This window comes from Xanthomonas sp. NCPPB 3005 (assembly GCF_041228095.2).
Lineage (GTDB): Bacteria > Pseudomonadota > Gammaproteobacteria > Xanthomonadales > Xanthomonadaceae > Xanthomonas_A > Xanthomonas_A bonasiae.
Genome location: NZ_CP166096.2, coordinates 3,311,702 through 3,332,490, shown reverse-complemented (window position 1 = coordinate 3,332,490; position 20,789 = coordinate 3,311,702). Strand labels below are relative to the sequence as shown.

General features: G+C 69.9%; 13 protein-coding genes and 1 tRNA gene. 12 read left to right on the top strand and 2 right to left on the bottom strand.

The features are described from left to right. The first annotated feature begins 33 nt into the window (after window positions 1-33). The 6 genes from AB8810_RS14460 (at window position 34) to lpxK (ending at window position 8,319) form a co-directional block, all read left to right on the top strand. Window positions 34-1,500, top strand: a complete 1,467-nt coding sequence (locus AB8810_RS14460) for a carotenoid oxygenase family protein (RefSeq protein WP_369914025.1) — start codon at window positions 34-36, stop codon at window positions 1,498-1,500. Between the two features lie 471 nt (window positions 1,501-1,971). Further along, entirely contained in the window at window positions 1,972-4,542 is a 2,571-nt protein-coding gene (locus AB8810_RS14455; protein WP_369914024.1) for a DNA internalization-related competence protein ComEC/Rec2, read from the top strand. Further along, entirely contained in the window at window positions 4,436-5,113 is a 678-nt protein-coding gene (locus tag AB8810_RS14450; RefSeq protein WP_179564036.1) for a MotA/TolQ/ExbB proton channel family protein, read from the top strand. The genes AB8810_RS14455 and AB8810_RS14450 overlap by 107 nt, the downstream gene beginning before the upstream one ends. A gap of 4 nt (window positions 5,114-5,117) precedes the next feature. Then, the gene (locus AB8810_RS14445) at window positions 5,118-5,540 is read left to right on the top strand and encodes a biopolymer transporter ExbD (RefSeq protein WP_179564038.1); all 423 of its coding nucleotides are present in this window, start codon (window positions 5,118-5,120) and stop codon (window positions 5,538-5,540) included. 8 nt (window positions 5,541-5,548) lie between these two features. Further along, the gene (msbA, locus tag AB8810_RS14440; protein ID WP_191826510.1) at window positions 5,549-7,285 is read left to right on the top strand and encodes a lipid A export permease/ATP-binding protein MsbA; all 1,737 of its coding nucleotides are present in this window, start codon (window positions 5,549-5,551) and stop codon (window positions 7,283-7,285) included. Further along, a complete protein-coding gene (gene lpxK / locus AB8810_RS14435) occupies window positions 7,285-8,319 on the top strand; it encodes a tetraacyldisaccharide 4'-kinase (protein WP_179564040.1) in 1,035 nt (344 codons plus the stop codon). The genes msbA and lpxK overlap by 1 nt, the downstream gene beginning before the upstream one ends. Window positions 8,320-8,811: 492 nt before the next feature. Here lpxK and AB8810_RS14430 read toward each other — a convergent pair whose 3' ends face one another. Further along, the gene (locus tag AB8810_RS14430; protein WP_225210093.1) at window positions 8,812-11,016 is read right to left on the bottom strand and encodes a TonB-dependent siderophore receptor; all 2,205 of its coding nucleotides are present in this window, start codon (window positions 11,014-11,016) and stop codon (window positions 8,812-8,814) included. 213 nt (window positions 11,017-11,229) lie between these two features. Here AB8810_RS14430 and kdsB point away from each other — a divergent pair, with 213 nt between their 5' ends. The 6 genes from kdsB (at window position 11,230) to AB8810_RS14400 (ending at window position 16,531) form a co-directional block, all read left to right on the top strand. After that, window positions 11,230-12,015, top strand: coding sequence for a 3-deoxy-manno-octulosonate cytidylyltransferase (kdsB, locus tag AB8810_RS14425; RefSeq protein ID WP_179564041.1), 786 nt, complete (start codon window positions 11,230-11,232; stop codon window positions 12,013-12,015). After that, on the top strand, window positions 12,012-12,500 hold the full coding sequence (locus tag AB8810_RS14420; protein WP_191826452.1) for a low molecular weight protein-tyrosine-phosphatase: 489 nt from the start codon (window positions 12,012-12,014) through the stop codon (window positions 12,498-12,500). The genes kdsB and AB8810_RS14420 overlap by 4 nt, the downstream gene beginning before the upstream one ends. Beyond that, on the top strand, window positions 12,497-13,918 hold the full coding sequence (locus AB8810_RS14415; RefSeq protein ID WP_369914023.1) for a hypothetical protein: 1,422 nt from the start codon (window positions 12,497-12,499) through the stop codon (window positions 13,916-13,918). The genes AB8810_RS14420 and AB8810_RS14415 overlap by 4 nt, the downstream gene beginning before the upstream one ends. Next, window positions 13,915-15,774, top strand: coding sequence for an excinuclease ABC subunit UvrC (gene uvrC, locus AB8810_RS14410; protein WP_179564044.1), 1,860 nt, complete (start codon window positions 13,915-13,917; stop codon window positions 15,772-15,774). Before AB8810_RS14415 ends, uvrC begins: the two co-directional genes overlap by 4 nt. A 9-nt stretch (window positions 15,775-15,783) precedes the next feature. Beyond that, window positions 15,784-16,419 (top strand): CDP-diacylglycerol--glycerol-3-phosphate 3-phosphatidyltransferase, encoded by a 636-nt coding sequence (gene pgsA, locus AB8810_RS14405; protein WP_003472804.1) that lies wholly within the window; start codon window positions 15,784-15,786, stop codon window positions 16,417-16,419. A gap of 36 nt (window positions 16,420-16,455) precedes the next feature. Further along, a tRNA-Gly gene (locus tag AB8810_RS14400) sits at window positions 16,456-16,531 on the top strand. A gap of 174 nt (window positions 16,532-16,705) precedes the next feature. On the opposite strand, the gene AB8810_RS14395 is transcribed toward AB8810_RS14400, so the two are convergent. After that, the gene (locus tag AB8810_RS14395) at window positions 16,706-20,074 is read right to left on the bottom strand and encodes a DEAD/DEAH box helicase (protein WP_369914022.1); all 3,369 of its coding nucleotides are present in this window, start codon (window positions 20,072-20,074) and stop codon (window positions 16,706-16,708) included. Window positions 20,075-20,789: the final 715 nt, after the last annotated feature.

Genomic DNA, 20,789 nt, shown 5'->3' with positions numbered 1-20,789 from the left:
GCGCCAGGCCTTACCGAGCAAAAGGACAACACCATGAGCATGCTGTTTCCGCAAATCCCCGAATTCACCGGGCTGTACAAGCCCAGCCGCGTCGAAGCCGATGTGGTCGACCTGCAGATCGAAGGCGAGGTGCCGGCCGCGATCGACGGCGTCTTCTTCCAGGTCTCGCCCGATTCGCAGTACCCGCCGATGCTGGGCAAGGACATCTTCTTCAACGGCGACGGTCTGGTCAGCGCGTTCCGTTTCGAAGCTGGCCGGGTCAGCCTGCGCCGCCGCTATGTGCAGACCGACCGCCTGCTGGCGCAGCGCCGCGAAGGGCGTTCGCTCAACGGCGTCTATCGCAACGTGCACACCAACGATGCGCTGGCCGCCGCCAACAACACCACCGCCAATACCACCGTGCTGTTCCATGGCGGCGTGCTGCTGGCGATGAAGGAAGACGCGCTGCCTTACGCGCTCGATCCGCACACGCTGCAGACGCGCGGGGTCTGGGACTTCGGCGGGCAGATCACCTCGGCTACCTTCACCGCCCATCCCAAGGTCGATCCCGACAACGGCGACCTGCTGTGCTTCGCCTATGAAGCCAAGGGCGACGGCACGCCGGACATCGCCTATTTCGAGCTCGACGCCCAGGGCAAGCTGAAGCAGGAAGTCTGGTTCGAGGCGCCGTACGCGGCGATGATCCACGACTTCGCGGTCACCGAGCACCATGTCGTGTTTCCGCTCATTCCGCTGACCGTGGATGTGCAGCGTATGCGCCAGGGCGGGCAGCATTTCCAGTGGCAACCGGATCTGCCGCAATTGTTCGGCGTGCTGCCGCGCGGCGGCGGTGCCGAGGACGTGCGCTGGTTCACCGGCCCCAAGGACGGTTTCCAGGGCCATACCCTCAACGCCTACGAAGAGGGCGGCAAGCTCTATCTGGACATGCCGGTGACGTCGGGCAACGTCTTCTACTTCTTCCCGCAGGCCGATGGGTCGGTGCCGTCGCCGGAGACGCTGCGCTCGCAGCTGATGCGCTGGACGTTCGACCTCAGCGCCCAGGGCGGCGCGATCGAGCCGGTGGCGCTGACCGAATTCCCGTGCGAGTTCCCGCGCTGCGACGAACGCTACAGCGGCAAGCCGTATCGGCATGGCTTCGTGCTGGCGTTCGACCCGACGCTGCCGTTCGACGCCTCGCTCGGCGCGCCGCCGTTCCAGTTCTTCAACCAGCTGGCGCATGTCGATTTGGTGGCCGGCACCAGCGAAGCCTGGTATCCGGGCGATGCGCAATGCTTCCAGGAGCCGGTCTTCGTGCCGCGTTCTGCCGACGCGGCGGAAGGCGACGGCTATGTGCTCGCGCTGCTGAACCACTTGCACGGCGAGGATACCGAGTTGCTGGTGTTCGATTCGCTGCGCATGGCCGATGGCCCGGTGGCGCGCATCAAGGTGCCGTTGCGGATGCGCATGTCGTTGCATGGCAACTGGACGCCGGCCAGGGCGCTGGCGCCAGCGCCGGTCTGATCGCACTGCCGGGCCTGGCGCGGCAGGCATCGACGCAGGTCGCGTCGTCGGTCGTGCCGGGTCCGGGCGAGATCGCGTGCTTGCCCCTGGCGCGGTCGCCGTAGCTGCGCTCGCCTGGCGCTGCTGCGTGCCGCCGCAACGACGATCGGGACGCGGATGCGGGTGCGTAGCGACGGCACTGCGGCCACTTGGCGGGGATGTCGAGCGTTCCGGCCCGCCTCGCCGCGGCAGCGATGTCGGTTCGCCTCGCCCGCCGCGTCGCGGCCGGGCAGGGGATGCGGCCCAGCCACCGACCGATGCGGCGGCTGAGGCGAATTCCTACGCACTGCCCTGGACTTGGCCGATAGCGGTCGGTCGATCGGCGCGCGACGCTGGCGATGCGGTTTCCGTCGTGCTGGTCGCCACCGGTCGCGAACCGGGCCGTCGCATTTCCATCCGCACGTTAGTGCCCCGCCAAGGAGTGGCGATCGTATGCAGCAATGCCGCATATCCGCGAGTGGCCATGAGCGCGTGGCGCCGGCGTCCGCGCCGACGTCTGCGCCGTGGCACGGCATTGCGGTCGCCCCGTTCGGCATTGCCGTCGCCGCCAGCCTCGCCGCCGGCGTGCTGGCCGCCTTGTGGCTGCCGCGGTTGGCGCCGTGGCCGTTGTCGCTGGCGCTGCTGCTCGGCGGCATCGCGGTCTGCGTCGGCATGCCGCGCTGGCGATGGCTGGGCGCCTTCCCCGTGGGCTGCGGCTGGTTGGGGCTGATCGCCGGCATGGTGCTGGCGCGGCAACTGCCCGCCGACTGGGAGAAGCGCGTGGCGACGTTGCAGGGGCAGGTGGTGGAGCTGCCGCAGGCCGAGGTGCGGCGCACGCGGTTCATGTTCCGGGTGGACGCCGATCCGGCGCAGCCGGCGCCGTTGCGCGGGCGTTTGTTGCAACTGGCCTGGTACGACGACTTCGGTGCGCACGCGCCTGGGCCGCGCACGGCGCTGCATGCCGGCGCGCGCTGGCGTCTGAGCGTGCGCCTGCGCGCGCCGCGCGGGCTCAGCAATCCCGGCGGTTTCGATGCTGAGGCGTATGCGCTGGCGCAGCGGATCAGCGCCAGCGGCTATGTGACCGCGCCGCACGCGGCCGTCGAACTGGCGCCGGGACACGGCATCGATGCCTGGCGCGAGCGCCTGGCGGCGCGGATCGCGGCAGCGGTGCCGAATGCGTCGGCGCGCTATGTGCAGGCACTGGCGCTCGGCGACACGCGCATGCTGGACGACCGCGACTGGCGCATCCTGCGCGCCGCCGGCCTGACCCACTTGATTGCCATCTCGGGCTTCCATGTCGGCCTGGTCGCCGGCGCGTTCGCGTTGCTCGGCGGCGGCCTGTGGCGGCTGTGGCCGCGGCTGGGGCGGCATTGGCCGCGCCGCCAGGCCGCTGCGCTGCTGGCGGTGCTCGGTGCCGGCGGCTACACCGTGCTGTCGGGGATGGCGCTGCCCACCGTGCGCACCGCGTTGATGATCGCGGTGGTCGTGGCGGCGCGGCTGTGGCGGCGCCCGGTACGCGTGGTCGATGCGCTGGCGCTGGCGGCGATCGTCATGCTCGCGTTCGACCCGCTGGCGGTGCTGTCCGCCGGCTTCTGGCTGAGCTTCCTCGGCGTGGCCTGGCTGGCCTGGTGCATGCCGGTCGCGGGCAGCGGCTGGCGCGACAAACTGCGCCAATTCCTGTCGGCGCAGGGCGTTGCCACGCTGGGCCTGCTGCCGCTGAGCACGATGCTGTTCGGCCAGGCCTCGGCGGCCGGGCCGCTCGCCAACCTGCTGGCGATCCCGTGGTGGAGCCTGGTGGTGGTGCCGCTGGCGCTGCTCGGCAGCGCGTTGGAGGCGGTGCACGCCGGCGCCGGGGTGTGGGCATGGCGCGCGGCGGCGGCGTGCTTCGACCTGAGCTGGCCGCTGTTCACCGCGCTGGGCGAAAGCCGCTTCGCGCTGTGGTGGCTGCCGGAGGCGCGCGACTGGGCGCTGCCGCTGGCGTTGTTCGGTGCGTTCTGGCTGCTGTTGCCGCGCGCGGTGCCGGGCAAGCCGCTGGCGGCGCTGCTGTGGTTGCCGCTGTTCTGGCCGCCGCTGGAGCGGCCGGCGGCGGGCGAAGTGGAACTGGTGATGATCGACGTCGGCCAGGGCCTGTCGGTGCTGGTGCGTACCGCACGGCATCAGGTGCTGTACGACGCCGGCCCGGCGATCAAGGACGGCTACGACGCCGGCGAGCGCGCGGTGGTGCCGACGCTGCACGCGCTCGGCGTGGCGCGCCTGGACCGGGCCGTGATCAGCCATGGAGACAACGACCACGCCGGCGGCTTCGAGGCGGTGCGCGCGGCGCTGCCGGTCGGCCTGGCCGAGGCGCCGGCCGGCGCGCCGGTACGGGTCGACCGGCCGTGCCTGGCCGGAGCGGCGTGGGAATGGGACGGGGTGCGTTTCCGCTTCCTGCATCCGGCGCCCGGCTTTCCCTATCTCGACAACGAGTCCAGCTGCGTGCTGCGGGTGGAAACCGCGCATGGCGCGATGCTGCTGACCGGCGACATCGGCGATGTGATCGAGCGCCGGCTGCTGCGCCAGGCCCCGCAGGACCTGCGCGCCGACGTGGTGCTGGCGCCGCATCACGGCAGCGCGCATTCCTCGCAGGCGGCCTTCGTCGCCGCCACCGGCGCGCGGCTGGTGCTGATCTCGGCCGGCGAGGGCAACCGCTTCGGCCATCCGCGGGCGGCGGTGGTGGCGCGCTGGCAGGCGTCCGGCGCCGAGGTCGCCACCACCCCGCACGGCGGCGCGCTGCGCGTGTGGCTGGGACACGCCGGCCTGCAGCTGCGCGAACGGCGGCCGTGGCGGGCGCGGCTGTGGGATGCCGCGGAGCGGGCGCGGGCGGCTGCTATCCTATCGGCCAGTGAACGAACGGCCGAACGTGCCGGAGGGTTGCAACGTGTGGGAACTGGTCAAGGCCGGTGGCTGGCCGATGGTGCCGTTGCTGCTGTTGGGCGTGGTCGCGCTGGCGATCGTCCTGGAGCGGTTCTGGAGCCTGCGCCGTAGCGAAGTGCTGCCGCCGGGGCTGGGCCAGGAAGTGCGCAACTGGGCCACGCGCGGCAAGCTCGACCCGACCCACATCGAGTCGCTGCGGCGCAATTCCCCGTTGGGCGAGCTGCTCGCCGCCGGGCTGGACGTGCGCAGCCGGCCGCGCGAGATCGTCCGCGAACGCATCGAGGACACCGGCCGCCACGTCGTGCATCGCATGGAGAGGTTCCTGAACGCGTTGGGCACGGTGGCCTCGGCCGGGCCGCTGCTCGGCCTGCTCGGCACCGTGGTCGGCATGATCCAGATGTTCCTGGGCATCCTCGACCACGGCGTCGGCGACGTGAACCAGCTCGCCGGCGGGATCGGCAAGGCGCTGGTGTGCACCGCCACCGGCATGATCATCGCGGTGCCGGCGCTGGTCTTCCACCGCTATTTCAAGAGCCGCATCGCCGGCTACATCATCGAGATGGAGCGCGAAGCCACCGCCCTGAGCGACGTCCTCGACGGCCACGGCCGTGCGGGCGCGGCGACGCCGGCCGCGCCGCGTCCGGCTGCGCGCGGCGGCGCCGCTGCGCCGGCCAAGGGCTGAGCCGGTGCGGATCCGCGACGACCGCGGCCAGGACGAGCCGCATATCGACCTGGTGCCCCTGATCGACGTCATCCTTGTCCTGATCATCTTCTTCGTAGTGACCACCACCTTCGACGCTCGTTCCACGCTGCAACTGCAACTGCCCAACGCCAGCGACCAGCACAACCCGGCGCCGCCGCGTGCGCTGAGCGTGCTGGTCAACGCCGACGGGCACTATTTCATCAACGACCAGGAAGTGCTGCGCACCGATGTGGAGTCGGTCAAGCGCAGCATCGCCCAGGTCGCCGGCGACGACCGCGAGCAGCCGGTGCTGCTGCGCGCCGATGCGCGCACTCCCTACCAGGCCGTGGTCACCGCGCAGGACGCGCTGGGCCAGCTCGGCTTCCGCCGCATCGCCATCGCCACCGCGCCGGAAGTCAAACAGTGAGCGGCAAGATGGCACCGGTCTGGCCGATCTACCGTCGGCTGCTCGGATATACCCGCGCCTATTGGGTGATGCTGGCCGCCGCGCTGGTGGCGATGGTGGTGGAAGCCACCGCCGGCTACTTCTTCACCCGGCTGATGGACCCGTTGGTCAATCGCGGCTTCGTCAATCCGGAGCCGCGCATGGCGGTGCTGCTGCCGCTGGCGATCCTGGGCCTGTTCGTGATGCGCAGCTTCGCCACCTTCGTCGGCGACTACTGTATGGCGCGCACCGGGCGCAGCGTGGTGCGCGACCTGCGCGAGCAGGTGCTGGCCAAGTACCTGCACCTGCCGTCCTCGCACTTCGACGTGGAGGCCACGCCGGTGATGGTCAGCCGGCTGAACTTCGATACCGAGCAGGTCACCCAGGCCGCCGCCGACGCCTTGAAGACCATCGTCGCCGACACCCTGACCATCTTCTACATGCTGGTGGTGATGCTGCAGATGAGCGTCAAGGTCACCCTGGCGCTGCTGGTGGTGGCGCCGTTGATCGGGGTCATCGTCTCCTACGTTGGCAAGCGCTACCGCAAGATCAGCCGCGGCATCCAGGACGGCATGGGCTCGATGGCGCAGAGTGCCGAGCAATCGCTGAGCGCGCAGCAGGAAGTGAAGGTGCATGGCACCCAGTCGCTGGAGATCTCGCGTTACGCGGTGCTGGCCAACCGCATGCTGGGCCTGAACATGAAGGTCGAGACCACCCGCGCGCTGGCCTCGAGCATGGTCCAGTTCCTGGCCGCGGTGGCGCTGGCGGCGATCGTCTGGGTCTCCACCCGCGAGGCGCTGGCCGGGCGCCTGAACCCGGGCCAGTTCATCGCGCTGATGACCTCGATGATGGCGATCATCCCGTCGCTGCGCCGGCTGACCAGCGTGCAGACCTCGATCTCGCGCGGCGTGGCCGCGGCCGAACGTCTGTTCTCGATCCTGGACACGCCGGAGGAACGCGACAGCGGCAGCGTGTCGGTGCAGCGCGTGCGCGGCGAACTGGCGTTCGACAAGGTGATGCTGCGCTACCGCCAGGACAGCGGACTGGCGCTGGACGACATCAGCTTCACCGCCAGGCCGGGCACGGTCACCGCCATCGTCGGCCGCTCCGGCAGCGGCAAGACCAGCCTGGTGCGGCTGGTGCCGCGCTTCTACGAACCCAGCGGCGGCAGCATCACCCTGGACGGGGTGCCGCTGCACGACTACCGCCTGCACGACCTGCGCCGGCAGATCGCCCTGGTCGGGCAGCGGGTGATGCTGTTCGACGACACCATCGCCGCCAACATCGCCTACGGCACGCAGGCCAGCGACGCGCAGATCCGCGCCGCGGCCGAGGCCGCCAATGCCTGGGAGTTCATCGAGCGGCTGCCGCTGCAGCTGCGCACCCCGGTCGGCGAGAACGGCGCGCTGCTGTCCGGCGGTCAGCGCCAGCGCCTGGCGATCGCCCGCGCGATCCTGCGCGACGCGCCGATCCTGATCCTGGACGAAGCCACCGCCGCGCTGGACAACGAATCCGAGCGCCTGGTGCAGGATGCGCTGCACCGGCTGATGCCCGAGCGCACCACGCTGGTCATCGCGCACCGCCTGTCCACCATCGAGCATGCCGACCAGGTGCTGGTGATGGACCACGGCCGCATCGTCGAGCGCGGCACCCACCACGCGCTGCTCGCCCAGGGCGGCCTGTACGCCCACCTGCACAGCATGCAGTTCCGCGAAAGGCAGCCCTGATGAGCGGTCGCGGGCCACACACGCCTGGCTACTGGTATGGCCAGGGCACGCCGCCGCTGTACGCGCAGTTGCTGACTCCGCTGTACGCGGCGGCGATCGGCCTGCGCCGCGCGCTGTACCGGCGCGGCTGGCGCAAGCGCTACAGCATCGCGGTGCCGGTGGTCGTGGTCGGCAACCTCACCGCCGGCGGCACCGGCAAGACCCCGCTGACCATCGCCCTGGTGCGCAAGCTGCAGGACGCCGGCTGGACGCCGGGCGTGGCCACCCGCGGCTACGGCCGCAGCCAGGACCAGGTCGCGCGCTGGATCGAGCCCGGGACCACGCCGGAACTGGGCGGCGACGAGCCGGTGCTGATCGCGCACAAGACCGGCGCGCCGGTGCGGGTGGACCGCGACCGCGTCGCCGCGGCGCGCGCGCTGCTGCAGGCCGGCTGCGACATCGTGGTCTGCGACGACGGCCTGCAGCACTACCGGCTGCAGCGCGACATCGAGATCGAAGTGGTCGACGGCCACCGCCGCTACGGCAACGGCCGCCTGTTGCCGGCCGGGCCGCTGCGCGAGCCGGTGGCGCGCGGCCGCGAATGCGATTTCCGGGTCATCAACCTGGGCCAGGCCAGCGATGTCGGCGAAGTCCAGGCCGGTTTCGGCGAATGGGCGATGCGCCTGCGCATCGACAGCGCGCAACCGCTGCAGGGCGGCCGCGCGCGCGCCTTGCGCAGCTTCGCCGGGCAGCGCGTGCACGCCGTCGCCGGCATCGCCCATCCGCAGCGCTTCTTCGACATGCTGCGCGCGCATGGCATCGGCGTGGTGCCGCACGCGTTTCCCGACCATCACCGCTACCGCGCCGCCGACCTGTCGTTCGGCAGCGAGTTGCCGGTGCTGATGACCGAGAAGGACGCGGTCAAGTGCGCGGCGCTGGTCAACGACTGGTGCTTCAGCGTGCCGCTGGTGGCGGAGTTGCCGGCCGCGTTCTGGATCGGCCTGCTCGACCGGCTGGACAAGCTGCGCGGGCGCAGCGGCGACGCCATCGAATAGCGGCGCTGGCTGCGCTCAGGCGCAGTCAGCGGAGACGAGAGTGGCGGTGCAGGGCGCCGAGACCCTGTTGCATGCGGCCAGCCCGACGGCCTCGGCTGTCGGGGGTGCGGCTGGTTCGGTCGCGAGCACACCTCGATAGGGGCCACAGCTCGCTGTGTCGCGATGCGACGCAAGTGCTGTCCCGATCGCGCGCAGTAACGGACTTTCCGCAGGTGTGCGCGCAGCTAGTTCCTTGTCATATTCGCGATCGCTGCCACGCGCAGGCCGCTGACGTGGCGGCCGTGCGCAACTGCTGCCGCATGTTCCGCCTGTAGGCAGGCCTGCTGTTCGTTTCCAGGCCGTGGCCGACTTGATTGCCGCCGACCTCGAACACGCCTCCGCCGCTGACCCGTCAGCGCGTGGCCACGTGACGAGGAATTGCTCGTCGCGCTCGCCAGCGCCGTTCGGCAAGGCGGACATCGCCGCATCGCGATGTCCGCCGCGCACCCCCGCTCAGAACTTGTAGTTCAGCGACAGCGAGGTATTGCGCGGTGCGCCGTAATAGCCCTGCGCCCAGTACAGGCTGTTGATGTACTTGCGGTCGGTGACGTTGTAGACGTTGAGCGTGGCGCTGAACTGCGGGGTGAAGTCGTAGTGCGCCATCAACCCGAGCAGCGCATAGCTGTCCTGGCGGGTGAAGATCTCGTTGCCGCTGGTGTCCAGCGCCTGCTGGTCGCGGTAGATGTCGCCCTGCCAGGTCAGCGTCGCGCCCAGCTTCAGCGCTTCCCATTGCGGAACCGTGTAGGTGGTGGCGAGCTTGAAGGTACGGCGCGGCACGTAGGTGCGCACGTTGCGGCCCGCGTCGTCCTTCAGGCTCAGCTGGGTGTAGCCGGCGTTGAGCTGCCAGTGGTCGCCGAGCCGGCCGGCGAGGTCGAACTCGTAGCCGGTGGAGGTCGCGTCCACCGCCTTGTAGGTCTGCACGTTGCCGATGTAGAGGTCGGTTTCGGCGGTGTTGTCCTGCTTGGCGCGGAACAGCGCGAACGAGGCGTTGACCCGCTGCTGCAGCCACTGGCCCTTGATGCCCAGTTCGGCATTGCTGCCGGTGATCGGATCCAGCACCTGCAGGTTGCGGTCCAGCTCGGTCTGCGGATTGAAGATCTCCGCATAGCTGGCGTACAGCGCGTAGTTCGGATCGAAATTGTAGACCGCACCGACGAAGGGGGTGGTCTTGCTGTCGTCGTAGACGTGCTGCACGCCGTAATTCTGGCCGCGGCTCTCGATCTGCGTGTGGTTGACGCCGGTGATCAACTTCAGCGCGTCGCTCAGATTCCAGCGCGCGGTGGCGTAGGCGCTGCGGCGGATCATGTCGAATTCGGCGCCGGTCGGCGCGGTGGTGAACGCCGGCAGCGCGATGGCGCCGGTCCAGTCCTCCAGGCTGGGCAGCGCGAACCAGGCGCTGCTGTCGCTGGAATCGGGATAGGTCGAGATCTGCGAGACGTCGATGCCGGCCCATTTCACGCCCACCACCAGTTCGTGTTCGCGTCCGCCCAGGGCGAACGGACCGCTGGCGTAGAGGTCGGCGTACTTCTGGGTCTCGTGGCTCACGTAGCGCGAGGGATAGGAGTACAGCCCCAGCCCGGTGTCGCGGTCGGGCGTGCCGTAGACATAGAACAGGTTGCCGTCCGACTCCAGCTTGCGGTAGTTCAGTGCGGCCTTGAGCTGCCAGCCGCCGCCCAGCGCCTGCTGCAGTTCCACGAACGCGCGCTTGTCGGTGCTGTTCCAGTACGACCAGTCGGCCGAGGTGCTGGTCGAGCGCGCGTAGTGGGTGGCGCTGCCGTCGCTGTAGTACAGCGGCAAGGCGCCCCACATGCCGCCGTGCGGCTCGTTCTTCTGGTAACTGGCGCCGACGCTGAGCAAGGTACTGTCGCTGAGATCAGCCTCGACGATGCCGTAGACGCTGCGCTTCTTCAGCGAGTAGCGGTCCAGATAGCTGTCGCCGTCCTGGCCGGCGGCGACGATGCGCCCGCGCACGCGGCCGCTGCGGTCGAGCTTGCCGGACAGGTCGGCGTCCACGCGCCGCGTGTCCCAGCTGCCGGCGGTGACGCCGACGCTGCCCTGCAGTTCCTCGGTCGGGCGCTTGCGCACGAAGTTGACCGTCGCCGACGGGTTGCCGGTCGAGGACAGCAGGCCGTTGGCGCCGCGCAGCACCTCTACGCGCTCGTACATCGCGGTGTCCAGGTCGCCCTCGGCGCCGCCGTTGGTGAACGGCAGGCCCAGCCCGTCGACCTGGAAATTGATGATGTCGAAGCCGCGCGCGGTGTAGTAGGTGCGGTCGGTCTCGATCTTCTCGACGTTGACGCCGGTGGCCAGCGCCAGCACCGCATTGGCGCTGTCCAGGCCGAAATCGTCCATCTGCTCGCGGCTGATCGTGCTCACCGACTGCGGCGTCTGCAGCGGACTCAACACCAGGCCGGTGCCGGTGGCGCTGGCCGGCGGGGTATAGCCGTCGCTGCGCTGCGCCACCACCTGCAGCTTGTCCAGCAGCTTCGGTGCCGTGTCGCCGGCCGTGGCCGCATCGGCCGTGGCCGCTTCCGTATCGGCCGCGCTGGCGGCCAGCGGCGCGAGCAGGGCGGCAAGCGCCAGGCACAGGGCCTGGCGGCGGACGGGGAGGCGGGCCGGCGCGGCGGCAGACCAGGCGGAACGGGCAGGAAGGTTCATCGGGCGGGATCTATAGAATGGTGGGGGAGGGCGAAATGTCACGCGGCCGGCAGCGGACTGGAAACGGCGTGCAGTGGACGCCATCTGGTAGCCGCAGGTCGTCGCCGTTCTGGCGAATACGAACTATTCTCAATAAACGACAGGGAAAGAGCAACGCATGTTTCGGTTTGGTGAATTCCAGCGTTCAGCTATCGCCTCCGGCGCGAGCGCCCCATGAGCGCACCGCACGCGGCGCCGCCGCCCTTCGTCGTCGCCATTCCGGCGCGCTACGCCGCCTCGCGCCTGCCCGGCAAGCCGCTGCGCCTGCTCGGCGGCGAGCCGCTGGTGCGGCACGTGGCACGGCGTGCGCTCGGCGCCGGCGCGCAGCAGGTCTGGGTGGCCGCGGACGATCCGCGCATCGCCGCGGCGGTGGCCGATCTGGACGGGGTGCATGTCGCGCTGACGTCCGCGGCGCATGTCTCCGGTACCGATCGCCTGGCCGAATGCGCCGACATCGCCGGCTGGGACGACGCCACCCTGGTGGTCAACCTGCAGGGCGACGAACCGTTCGCGCCTGCCGCCGGCATCGTCGCGGTGGCGCAGGCGCTGGCCGACAGCGGCGCGGAGATGGCCACGCTGGGCACGCCGGTCGCCTCGGCCGACAGCCTGTTCGACCCGAACGTGGTCAAGCTGGTGCGCAGCGCGCGGGGCGATGCGCTGTATTTCAGCCGCGCGCCGATCCCGTGGCACCGCGACGCGTTCGCCGCCTCGCGCGAACGGTTGCCGCCGGGTCCGTGGCTGCGCCACATCGGCATCTATGCCTACCGCGCCGGGTTCCTGCGCCGTTTCGCGGCGATGCCGCCGGGCGGGCTGGAACAAGTGGAGGCGCTGGAGCAACTGCGGGTGCTGGAGGCCGGCTTCCGCATCGCGGTGGCGCTGTCGCCTGAGCCGTTCCCGCCCGGGGTGGACACGCCCGAGGACCTGGCCCGCGCCGAGGCGCACCTGCAGGCCCTGGCATGAAGCTGCTGCTGGTGTGTCTCGGCAATATCTGCCGCTCGCCGATGGCCGAAGGCGCGCTGCGCCACCATCTCGAGCGCTCGCCGCTGGCCGGCCAGGTGCAGGTGGATTCGGCCGGGACCGGCGACTGGCACAGCGGCGAGCCGCCGGACCGGCGCGCGATCGCCTGCGCCCGCGGCCATGGCGTGGACATCGCCGGGCTGCGCGCGCGGCAGCTGCGGGCGGCCGACTTCGCCGCCTTCGACTGGATCCTGTGCGCCGACGCGGCCAACCTGCGCGACGTGCGCCAGCGCGCGCCGGCCGCCGCGTTGGAACGGGTGGCGCTGTGGCTGCCGTGGGCCGGGATGGACGGTCGCAGCGAGATCCCCGACCCGTACACCGGCGGCAGCGACCACTTCGAGGACGTCTGGCGCCTGGTGGACGAAGCGGCGGCGCGCAGCGTGGCGCGACTGTCCGCCGACGGCGGCTCCGGCATAATCGGCCGATGAACTCGATCGCCGCCCTGGAACTGCCGCAGCCCGGCACCTGGCTCAATGCCGCGCCGACCACGCTGCGCGAGCAGCAGGGCCGCGCGCTGGTGCTGGCCTTCGTCAACGCCGCCTCGGTGTGGTGCGCGCAGCGCCTGGCCGAACTCAGCCAGTGGCAGGCGCGCAATCCAGGGCGCCTGCAGCTGATCGTGGTGCAGGTACCGCGCTTCGACAGCGAGCGCGAACCGCAGCGGGCGTTGAAGCTGCTGCGCAGCCAGGGCGTGTCGGCGCCGATCCTGCTCGACGCCGACTGGGCCGCCTGGCAGCGTTTCGACGTGCAGGCCTGGCCGACCCTGGTGCTGCTCGACGCCGGCGGTTATGAGCGCGAGCGCCTGGTCGGGATCGGCGGCGCCGATCTGGAAAAGGCGCTCAACGCGCTGTGCGCCGGGCAGTCGCTGCCGCTGGACGAGGAGCTGCGCGATGCGCGCGAGACCCAGCCCGAGCCGCGCCTGGCGCTGCGTTTCCCGGTCGGCCTGGCGGTCGCCGACGATCGCCTGTACATCGCCGACAGCGGCCACCACCGCATTCTCGAATGCACCACCGGCGGCCGCGTGCTGCGCCAGTTCGGGCTGGGTACCGCCGATTTCATCGACGGCGGCATCGGCGAGGCGGCGTTCCACCGGCCGCGCGGACTGGCGCTGGAACGCGGCGTGCTGTACGTCGCCGATACCGGCAACCACGCGCTGCGCCGGATCAACCTGCTCAGCGGCCACGTCGATACCCTGTGCGGCAACGGCCGCGCCGGCGAACCGGTCGAAGGGCCGGTGCAGCACGCGCAGCAGGCGCCGCTGAACCACCCGCAGGACGTGGTGGTGGCCGACAACCAGGTGCACATCGCGATGGCCGGCGACAACCGCATCTGGAGCTACGAACTCGGCAACCGCACCCTGCGCTGGCGTGCCGGCGCAGGCGCGCTGGAACTGCGCGACGGCAGCGGCCACCTGGCCGCGTTCGCGCAGCCGTGCAGCCTGGCCGCGGTGCAGCAGGCGCTGTACGTGTGCGACGCGCTGGGCTCGGCGGTGCGTTCGCTGCAGCTGCGCGGCGACCTGGTGCAGACCCTGCTCGGCGGCCAGGGGCCGTGGGACTTCGGCAACGAGGACGGCCCGCGCAGCCGCGCGCGCCTGCAGTTTCCGCAGGCGATCGCGCTGAGTCCGGAATCGCCGCTGCTGTGGATCGCCGACAGCGGCAACGGCAGCCTGCGCAGCCTGCGCCTGGGCGGCGGCGAGCTGTCGACCACCGCCCTGCCGCGGCGCCTGCACGGCCCGGCCGGGCTGGCGGTGAGCGCCGGCACGGTGTGGATCGCCGAGACCGACGCCCACGCCGTGTTGCGCTACGACATCGCCAGCGGCGAACTGAGCGACGTGCCGATCAGCGAATGACCGCATCCGCACTGCCCCCGTTCGACGGCAAGGCCTTCGCCGCCAACCTCAGTACCGCGCCCGGCGTCTACCGCATGTACGCGGCCGACGACACCTTGCTCTATGTCGGCAAGGCCGGCGCGCTGCGCAAGCGCGTGTCCAGCTATTTCAGCGCCTCGCCGAAGAACGCGCGGACCATGGCGATGCTGGCCCAGGTCGCGCGCATGGATGTCACCGTGACCCGCAGCGAAGGCGAGGCGCTGCTGCTGGAAAACCAGCTGATCAAGTCGCTGGCGCCGCGCTACAACGTGTCGTTGCGCGACGACAAGAGCTATCCCTACGTGCTGCTGACCCGCGAGGAATGGCCGCGGATCGCGCTGCACCGCGGCCCGCGCGCGCTGCCCGGACGCTACTTCGGCCCGTATCCCGGCGTCACCGCGGTGCGCGAGACGCTGAACCTGATGCACAAGCTGTTCAAGCTGCGCAGCTGCGAGGACAGCGTGTTCCGCAACCGCTCGCGGCCATGCCTGCAGTACCAGATCGGCCGCTGCAGCGCGCCGTGCGTGGCGCTGGTGCCGGCCGACGAGTACGCCGAATCGGTGCGCCGCGCGACGATGTTCCTGGACGGCCGCAGCGACCAGCTCGGCGAGGAACTGGTGCAGGCGATGCAGGCCGCCAGCGAGCAACTGGAATTCGAGCGCGCCGCGCGCCTGCGCGACCTGCTCGGCTCGCTGCGCAGCATGCAGAGCCGGCAGTACGTGGACGGCCGCGCCGCCGACCTGGACGTGCTCGCCTGCGCGATGCAGGGCGCCAACGCCTGCGTGCTGCTGCTGGCGTTCCGCGACGGCCGCAATCTCGGCACCCGCGCGTTCTTCCCCAAGACCAACGGCGAGGACAGCGCCGCCGAGGTGCTGGGCGCGTTCGTGTCGCAGTACTACGCCGAACAGCCGCCGCCGCGCGAGGTGCTGCTGGACCGCGAGATCGACGATGCGGAGATGATCGAAGCGGCCTTGAGTTCGGCCGCCGAACGCAAGGTGCAGCTGCGCTGGAACGTGCGCGGCGAGCGCGCCGGCTACCTGGAACTGGCCAGCCGCAACGCACAGGCCACGCTGGCCACCGAACTGACCAGCCGCAACGCGCAGCATGCGCGCAGCGAGGCCTTGCGCGAGATGCTGGGGCTGGCCGAGCCGGTCCGGCGCGCGGAGTGCTTCGACATCAGCCACACCATGGGCGAGGCCACCGTGGCCTCGTGCGTGGTGTTCGACGCCAGCGGCCCGGTGCGCAGCCAGTACCGGCGCTACAACATCAGCGGCATCGAGCCGGGCGACGACTACGCGGCGATGCGCCAGGCGATCGAGCGCCGCTTCCGCCGCGCCGCGGAAGGCGAGGGCAAGGGCGATGCGGTGCTGCCCGACGTGCTGCTGATCGACGGCGGCGCCGGCCAGCTGGCGCAGGCCAACGCCGCGCTCGCCGACCTGGGCGTGGACGGCATCCTGGTGATCGGCGTGGCCAAGGGCGCCGAGCGCCGCGCCGGCCACGAGACGCTGGTGATGCCGGACGGGCGCGAACTGCGCCCCGGTGCGGCCTCGCCGGCATTGCAGTTCATTCAGCAGGTGCGTGACGAGGCGCACCGTTTCGCGATCACCGGCCACCGCGGGCGGCGCCAGAAAGCGCGCATGACCAGCAAGCTGGAGGACATCCCCGGCATCGGTCCGCGCCGCCGCGCCAGCCTGTTGAAGCATTTCGGCGGACTGGCCGGACTCAAGGCCGCCGGCGAAGCGGAGATCGCGCGCGTGGAAGGCATCAACGACGCGCTCGCTGCACGAATCTACGCTAACCTGCACGGGCTGCCGGTGCCCGATCCGGCAGGCGAGTAGAGCAGCGCAATGAAGTTGACCATCCCCACCTGGCTGACGCTGCTGCGGATCGTGATGATTCCGGTGCTGGTGCTGGTGTTCTACCTTCCCTACACGTGGACGAACTTCGCCTCGGCGGCGATCTTCGGCCTGGCCGCGTTCACCGACTGGCTGGACGGCTGGGTGGCGCGGCGCTACCACCAGTATTCCGCGTTCGGCGCGTTCCTGGATCCGGTGGCCGACAAGCTGATGGTCGCGGTGGCGCTGTTCCTGATCGTGCAGGGCCACCCGACGCCGTGGATGGCGTTCTGGGCGGCGGTGATCGTCGGCCGCGAAATCGCGGTGTCGGCGCTGCGCGAGTGGATGGCCGAGATCGGCCAGCGCGCCAAGGTGCGGGTGGCGATGATCGGCAAGGTCAAGACCACCGCGCAGATGGTCGCGCTGCTGTGCCTGCTGTATTCGGTGATGCCCGACGGCTCGCCGCCGGAGAGCGTGTGGATGGGCCTGTTCATCTTCCACATCGGCGACTGGACCCTGGCGATCGCCTCGATCCTGACCCTGCTGTCCGGCATCCAGTACCTGCATGCGGCCTGGCCGAGCCTGCGCGCCGACGAGCGTGCCGCGGTCGCGGACAAGAATGCGAAAAAAATCGAAGGCAATGGTTGACAGCCTGCCGGTTCCCGGTAAAATTCGCGGCCTCAAGCGGGAATAGCTCAGTTGGTAGAGCGCAACCTTGCCAAGGTTGAGGTCGCGAGTTCGAGTCTCGTTTCCCGCTCCAGACGGTTTTGCAGGCATCCAGCGGATACCGGCGAAACGATGAAATCAGGACCTTCGGGTCCTTTTTTCGTTTCTGGCCGATGGCAGCGCAATGCGCTTGCGCGACGACGCTCCGCCCATCGGCACGGTGCTGCGCCTGGCGAGCGCCATCGCGCGAGTGCGGCCGCGCCTTCCGCTACGGCGTCGATGCGGTCGTCGCGTCGATACGCCGCACCGGCAGCGCTTCGCGCAATTGCCGGAAATAGTCCAGGCCACCCCATTGCTGCACATCGCCCAGCACATACAGGCGGCACTTGGCGCGCGTGATCGCCACGTTCAACAGGTTGGGCTTGCCTGCGGCCCAGGCACGCGCGCCTGCACCCTCCGCGCCCGGCGCGGTGCCGAGGACCAAGAACACGATATCCGCTTCCTTTCCCTGGAACGTATGTACGGTGCCGCATTCGATGCCGCTGACGCCGGCCTGCTTGATGTGGCTCCTGCAGGCCTGGGCGATCTTGCGGAAGGGCGAAATGACGAACACCTTGGCCTGCGTGTCCGGCTCATCCGGCGATCCCGACAGCACGCGTGCCGGCGTCTGCCGCAATTGCTCCAGGCATGCGAGCAGGTGAGCGATTTCGTCGCTGCAGACCGGGTGCTGGATCTGGCTGGATCGCACGTCCAGCCAGGCACTCTCGCCCAGCACGCAGGAGAACGCGATGGGCTGGGGTTGCCCGTGCTTGTCCACCCGGCCTTGCACCATCTGTCCTGCATAGGCGATGTCGTTGGCAACGGAAAACATCGGGTCGTCGCAGCGGCGATGCGTGCGCAACGGCATGCCGGTCCACAGGCGTTCCGGCGCATCGGCTGCGGCCGGATCGGATGCCATCGCGACCCATGAGCCGAAGGGCGTGATGCGATCGGCCAGCGTCTGCACGGATTCGTCGACCGGCGACCAGGTGCGGTCGACGCCATGCCGCTGGCGCAGGTCTTCGGCGAGGCTGAGCGGCACGGTGAAGACGGGTTCGATCTGCAGCGGGTCGCCCACGATCACGGCGCGGCGGCTGCGCCACAGGGCGCCTGCCGCCGACTGCGGCGTGGCCTGGCCGGCTTCGTCCAGCAGCAACCAGCCCAGGCTGTCCTGGCCCATGCCCAGGAACAGGCGGTCGAAGGAGGCGAGGGTGGTGGACACCACCGGCACGGCGAAGAAGAACGCGTCCCACAGTGCGGGGCGTTGTTCGACGGGGAGCTTGTCCCGCAGCGTGCCCATCAACATGCCGTTGACCGCGCGCAGATTGGCGATGAATTTGCCGGCGTTGGCCAGGATGCTCAGCCTGTGCAACTCCACCGCTTGCAGGAAGACCCGCGCACGCAGCTGGTCCAGCTCTGAATAGACCGCCACGCTGGCGCGTTGCAGGTCGGCGGGCTGCAGTTCCCACAGCTTGCGGTCCGGGAAGTGGCGGGCGCCCAGCGCGTAGCCGGCGTCCAGCGCCTGTCTGTGCCGTTGCAGGTCCTGGTCCAACTTGGCGCGCTCGGAGGACAGCAACTTCAGGCGCTCGTGCCGATGATCCAGCTCTGCCTGGCGTTGGGCGACGTCCTTGGCTTGCTGCGCAAAGGCCTCGGCGGACTCGGCTAGACGCCTGGCGGGCTCTTCCAGGGCTTGGCGCAATGCCGCCATCCGCTGCGTCTGGCGGCCGAACAAGCCCGATAGGCGGTCCTGCAGGTTGGGCGTCGCTGCCGCTTGCCGCTGCGCGAGCAGGGCTTTGTGGGCATCCAGCATCGCGCGTTGATCCGACAGCGCTGCCTGTTGTCGGGAGAGGATCAGTGCGCTCTCGGCGATGTCGCCGGTCACGCGATCGATGTCGGCCTGGAGCGCAGCCAGGTGGCCATGCTCGGCATCCAGCGCCTGGGCCGCTCGCTCTGCGCGCAGCAACGCCTCGCGGTGTTGCTCGAACTCGGACAGCAGTTGCAGGAAACCGCGTTTGGCGGTTTGCCATTCTTCCTGATGGCGTCGGTAGTCGGCATCGGCGGCGACCTCGAGCAGCTGCTTCATCGACGGCGGCAGTGCTGCGGCCGGAGTGGCGCCAGCTGATTCCTCGGCTTGCTGCTGCGTCGGTTCCGCATCCTCGCCGGGCGCCTCGGCGGTCTCGACCCGCGGCACATAGTCCTCGCGGAAGAACCCCTGGGCGAACGAGCGCCGATTGCCGGCGTTGCCCAGCGCCGCGGCGATCACGCCCCAGCCTTGCAGCGGCCGATCGTTGTCGTCCACGACCTTCTGCGCCTTGAATATCTCTGCCATGACCCCGGCGAAATAATCGACAGGGCCATACTCGTCCGCGATTTTCTTGCGTGCCGGCAACTCCTGGGTGATGTTCTTGACCGCGTTGTTGTTGGTGCTGGCGACCACGATGGAGGTGCCTGCGACCACCGAGGCCTTGAGCGGAAAGAAGCTCTTGCCGGCCACGCCGATCTTGTCCTCGAACAGGGCTGCAGGCCGGTCGAGCGCGGCGATCCGACGGGCGCGTTCGGTGACGATGTCGGCGACCACATCGCACAGCAGGGTGGTCTTGCCGGTGCCGGGAGGTCCATTGACGCCGATGACGCCATCGGCCGTTCCGAGCGTATGCAGCACCTGCGCGACTGCGGCTTGCTGCGCCAGTACCAATGGGTGCCGCGACGACGCGGGCCAACGTGCGCTGGGCAGATGCGCCGCGCTCACCAGCTTGGCCATTGCGGCATGCTGTACCAGAATGTCAGTACGCTGGCGCTGCTCGAGCGCTGGTCCCAGGTACGCGCTCAGCGCCGCGCCGAAGGGGCGGCCGTTCTGTGCCTGTGCAATCAGGCGATCGAGGTCGTCCAGGTAGAACGAATTCAGGAAATCGGTGGCGGCCTGCAGGCTGTCGCTCAGGTAGCGGCGTTTGACCCGGCTGCTGCGCACAACCACCCGCCAGTCCAGGGCTGGCTCGTCGGTGTCGTTGCCTAGCAACTGGCGCACCAGCTGCAACTCGGTCTCCAGCTCGTCCCAGGTCAGCGACAAGGCCGTCGCGCTCTCGCTCGCCGTGCGCGGAGCGGAGGCATCGTCGATCTCTTCGAGGCGGTGGCAGCGCTGGGCGAACTCGTCGCGCGCACGGCCCAGGCGCGCATTGACGTTCTCCAGCGTGTTGCTTTGCCGCAATGCCTGCACGCCGTGGGCGAAGCTGGCAGCGAGGTAGCTGTCAGGCTTGGGACGACCGTCCTCGTCGACGACGAAGGCGGCCAGCCAACCGTTGCCGGTGACACGTTGACGCTCGCGCTCGCTCAGGTCGCGCCCGGGGAAGATCGCGCGCAACAGCAGCCGAGAAAGAGCATCGGTATCGGCGACGCCGAGATAGACCACATGGACGTAGCCGTGTTCTGCCGTGGGCCTGAAATCGTGGCGATGCCAGGGCAGCGACTGGCCGTGGCGAAGGGTGGTGATCTTGGTCTGGCCGGTGGCATCCCGGGCCGAAGGCGCGGTAGGGATGTTGAAGACTTCCAGGTCGCGCCAAAAACCGAGGACGCGAAGGGGTTCGCTGGCCGAATTACTCAAGGTATCACTCCATTCAAGACACATCGGCGCGTTTCCTGCGCCTGCACGGGTCCTTGCCGGTCCCGTCGATGACAAAAGCAATGCGCTTCGAGCATAGCGCTTCCGAATTCGCCCCACCATGCAGTGGTCCGCAGGATGCCGTGCGCAGCATCGCAGTCTGGAGCGGTGCGGCGCCGGATTGTGGCGTCTATCACGCCGGCTATCGGCATGTGGTGCCGCGTGGGGCGCCGGTCGCATGGATGGTTCGATCCAGACGCGGGGAGTTTCTCCATCTGCGGCACCTCGGGCGCGGCCTGGCGCCAGCTGCGCGCCAGGCCCGCAGTGTCTACTGGACGCCAGTTGCGCGGGCCGAATCGCCTGCCGCGCGTGCGGCGGCCGGGTGTGCTTGAATCGGAATGCCCGTGCGCGATCGCAGTGTGGTCGGCGTGTGTCCTTCGTTCTTTCTTCGTTCGCATGGCATGGGAACGGTGGCGGTCCGAAGGCGGCGGCCTGTACCGCCATGTGTGGCTGCTCGAGCGCGCGCCGTTGCCGATCGCCAGCGATGGCGTGCACGCCGATCCGCGCCTGGCGAGGGTGGCAAGGGCGTATCCCGGCCAACGTCGCGCTGAACAACATCGGCGATGCCGCGGCGCAGGCGCAGCTGGTGACCGTGGCTACCGAGGCCGGCGGCGCCGGCCCGCATGCGCGCCGGCTTCGCGACTGGGATGGCTGTTCC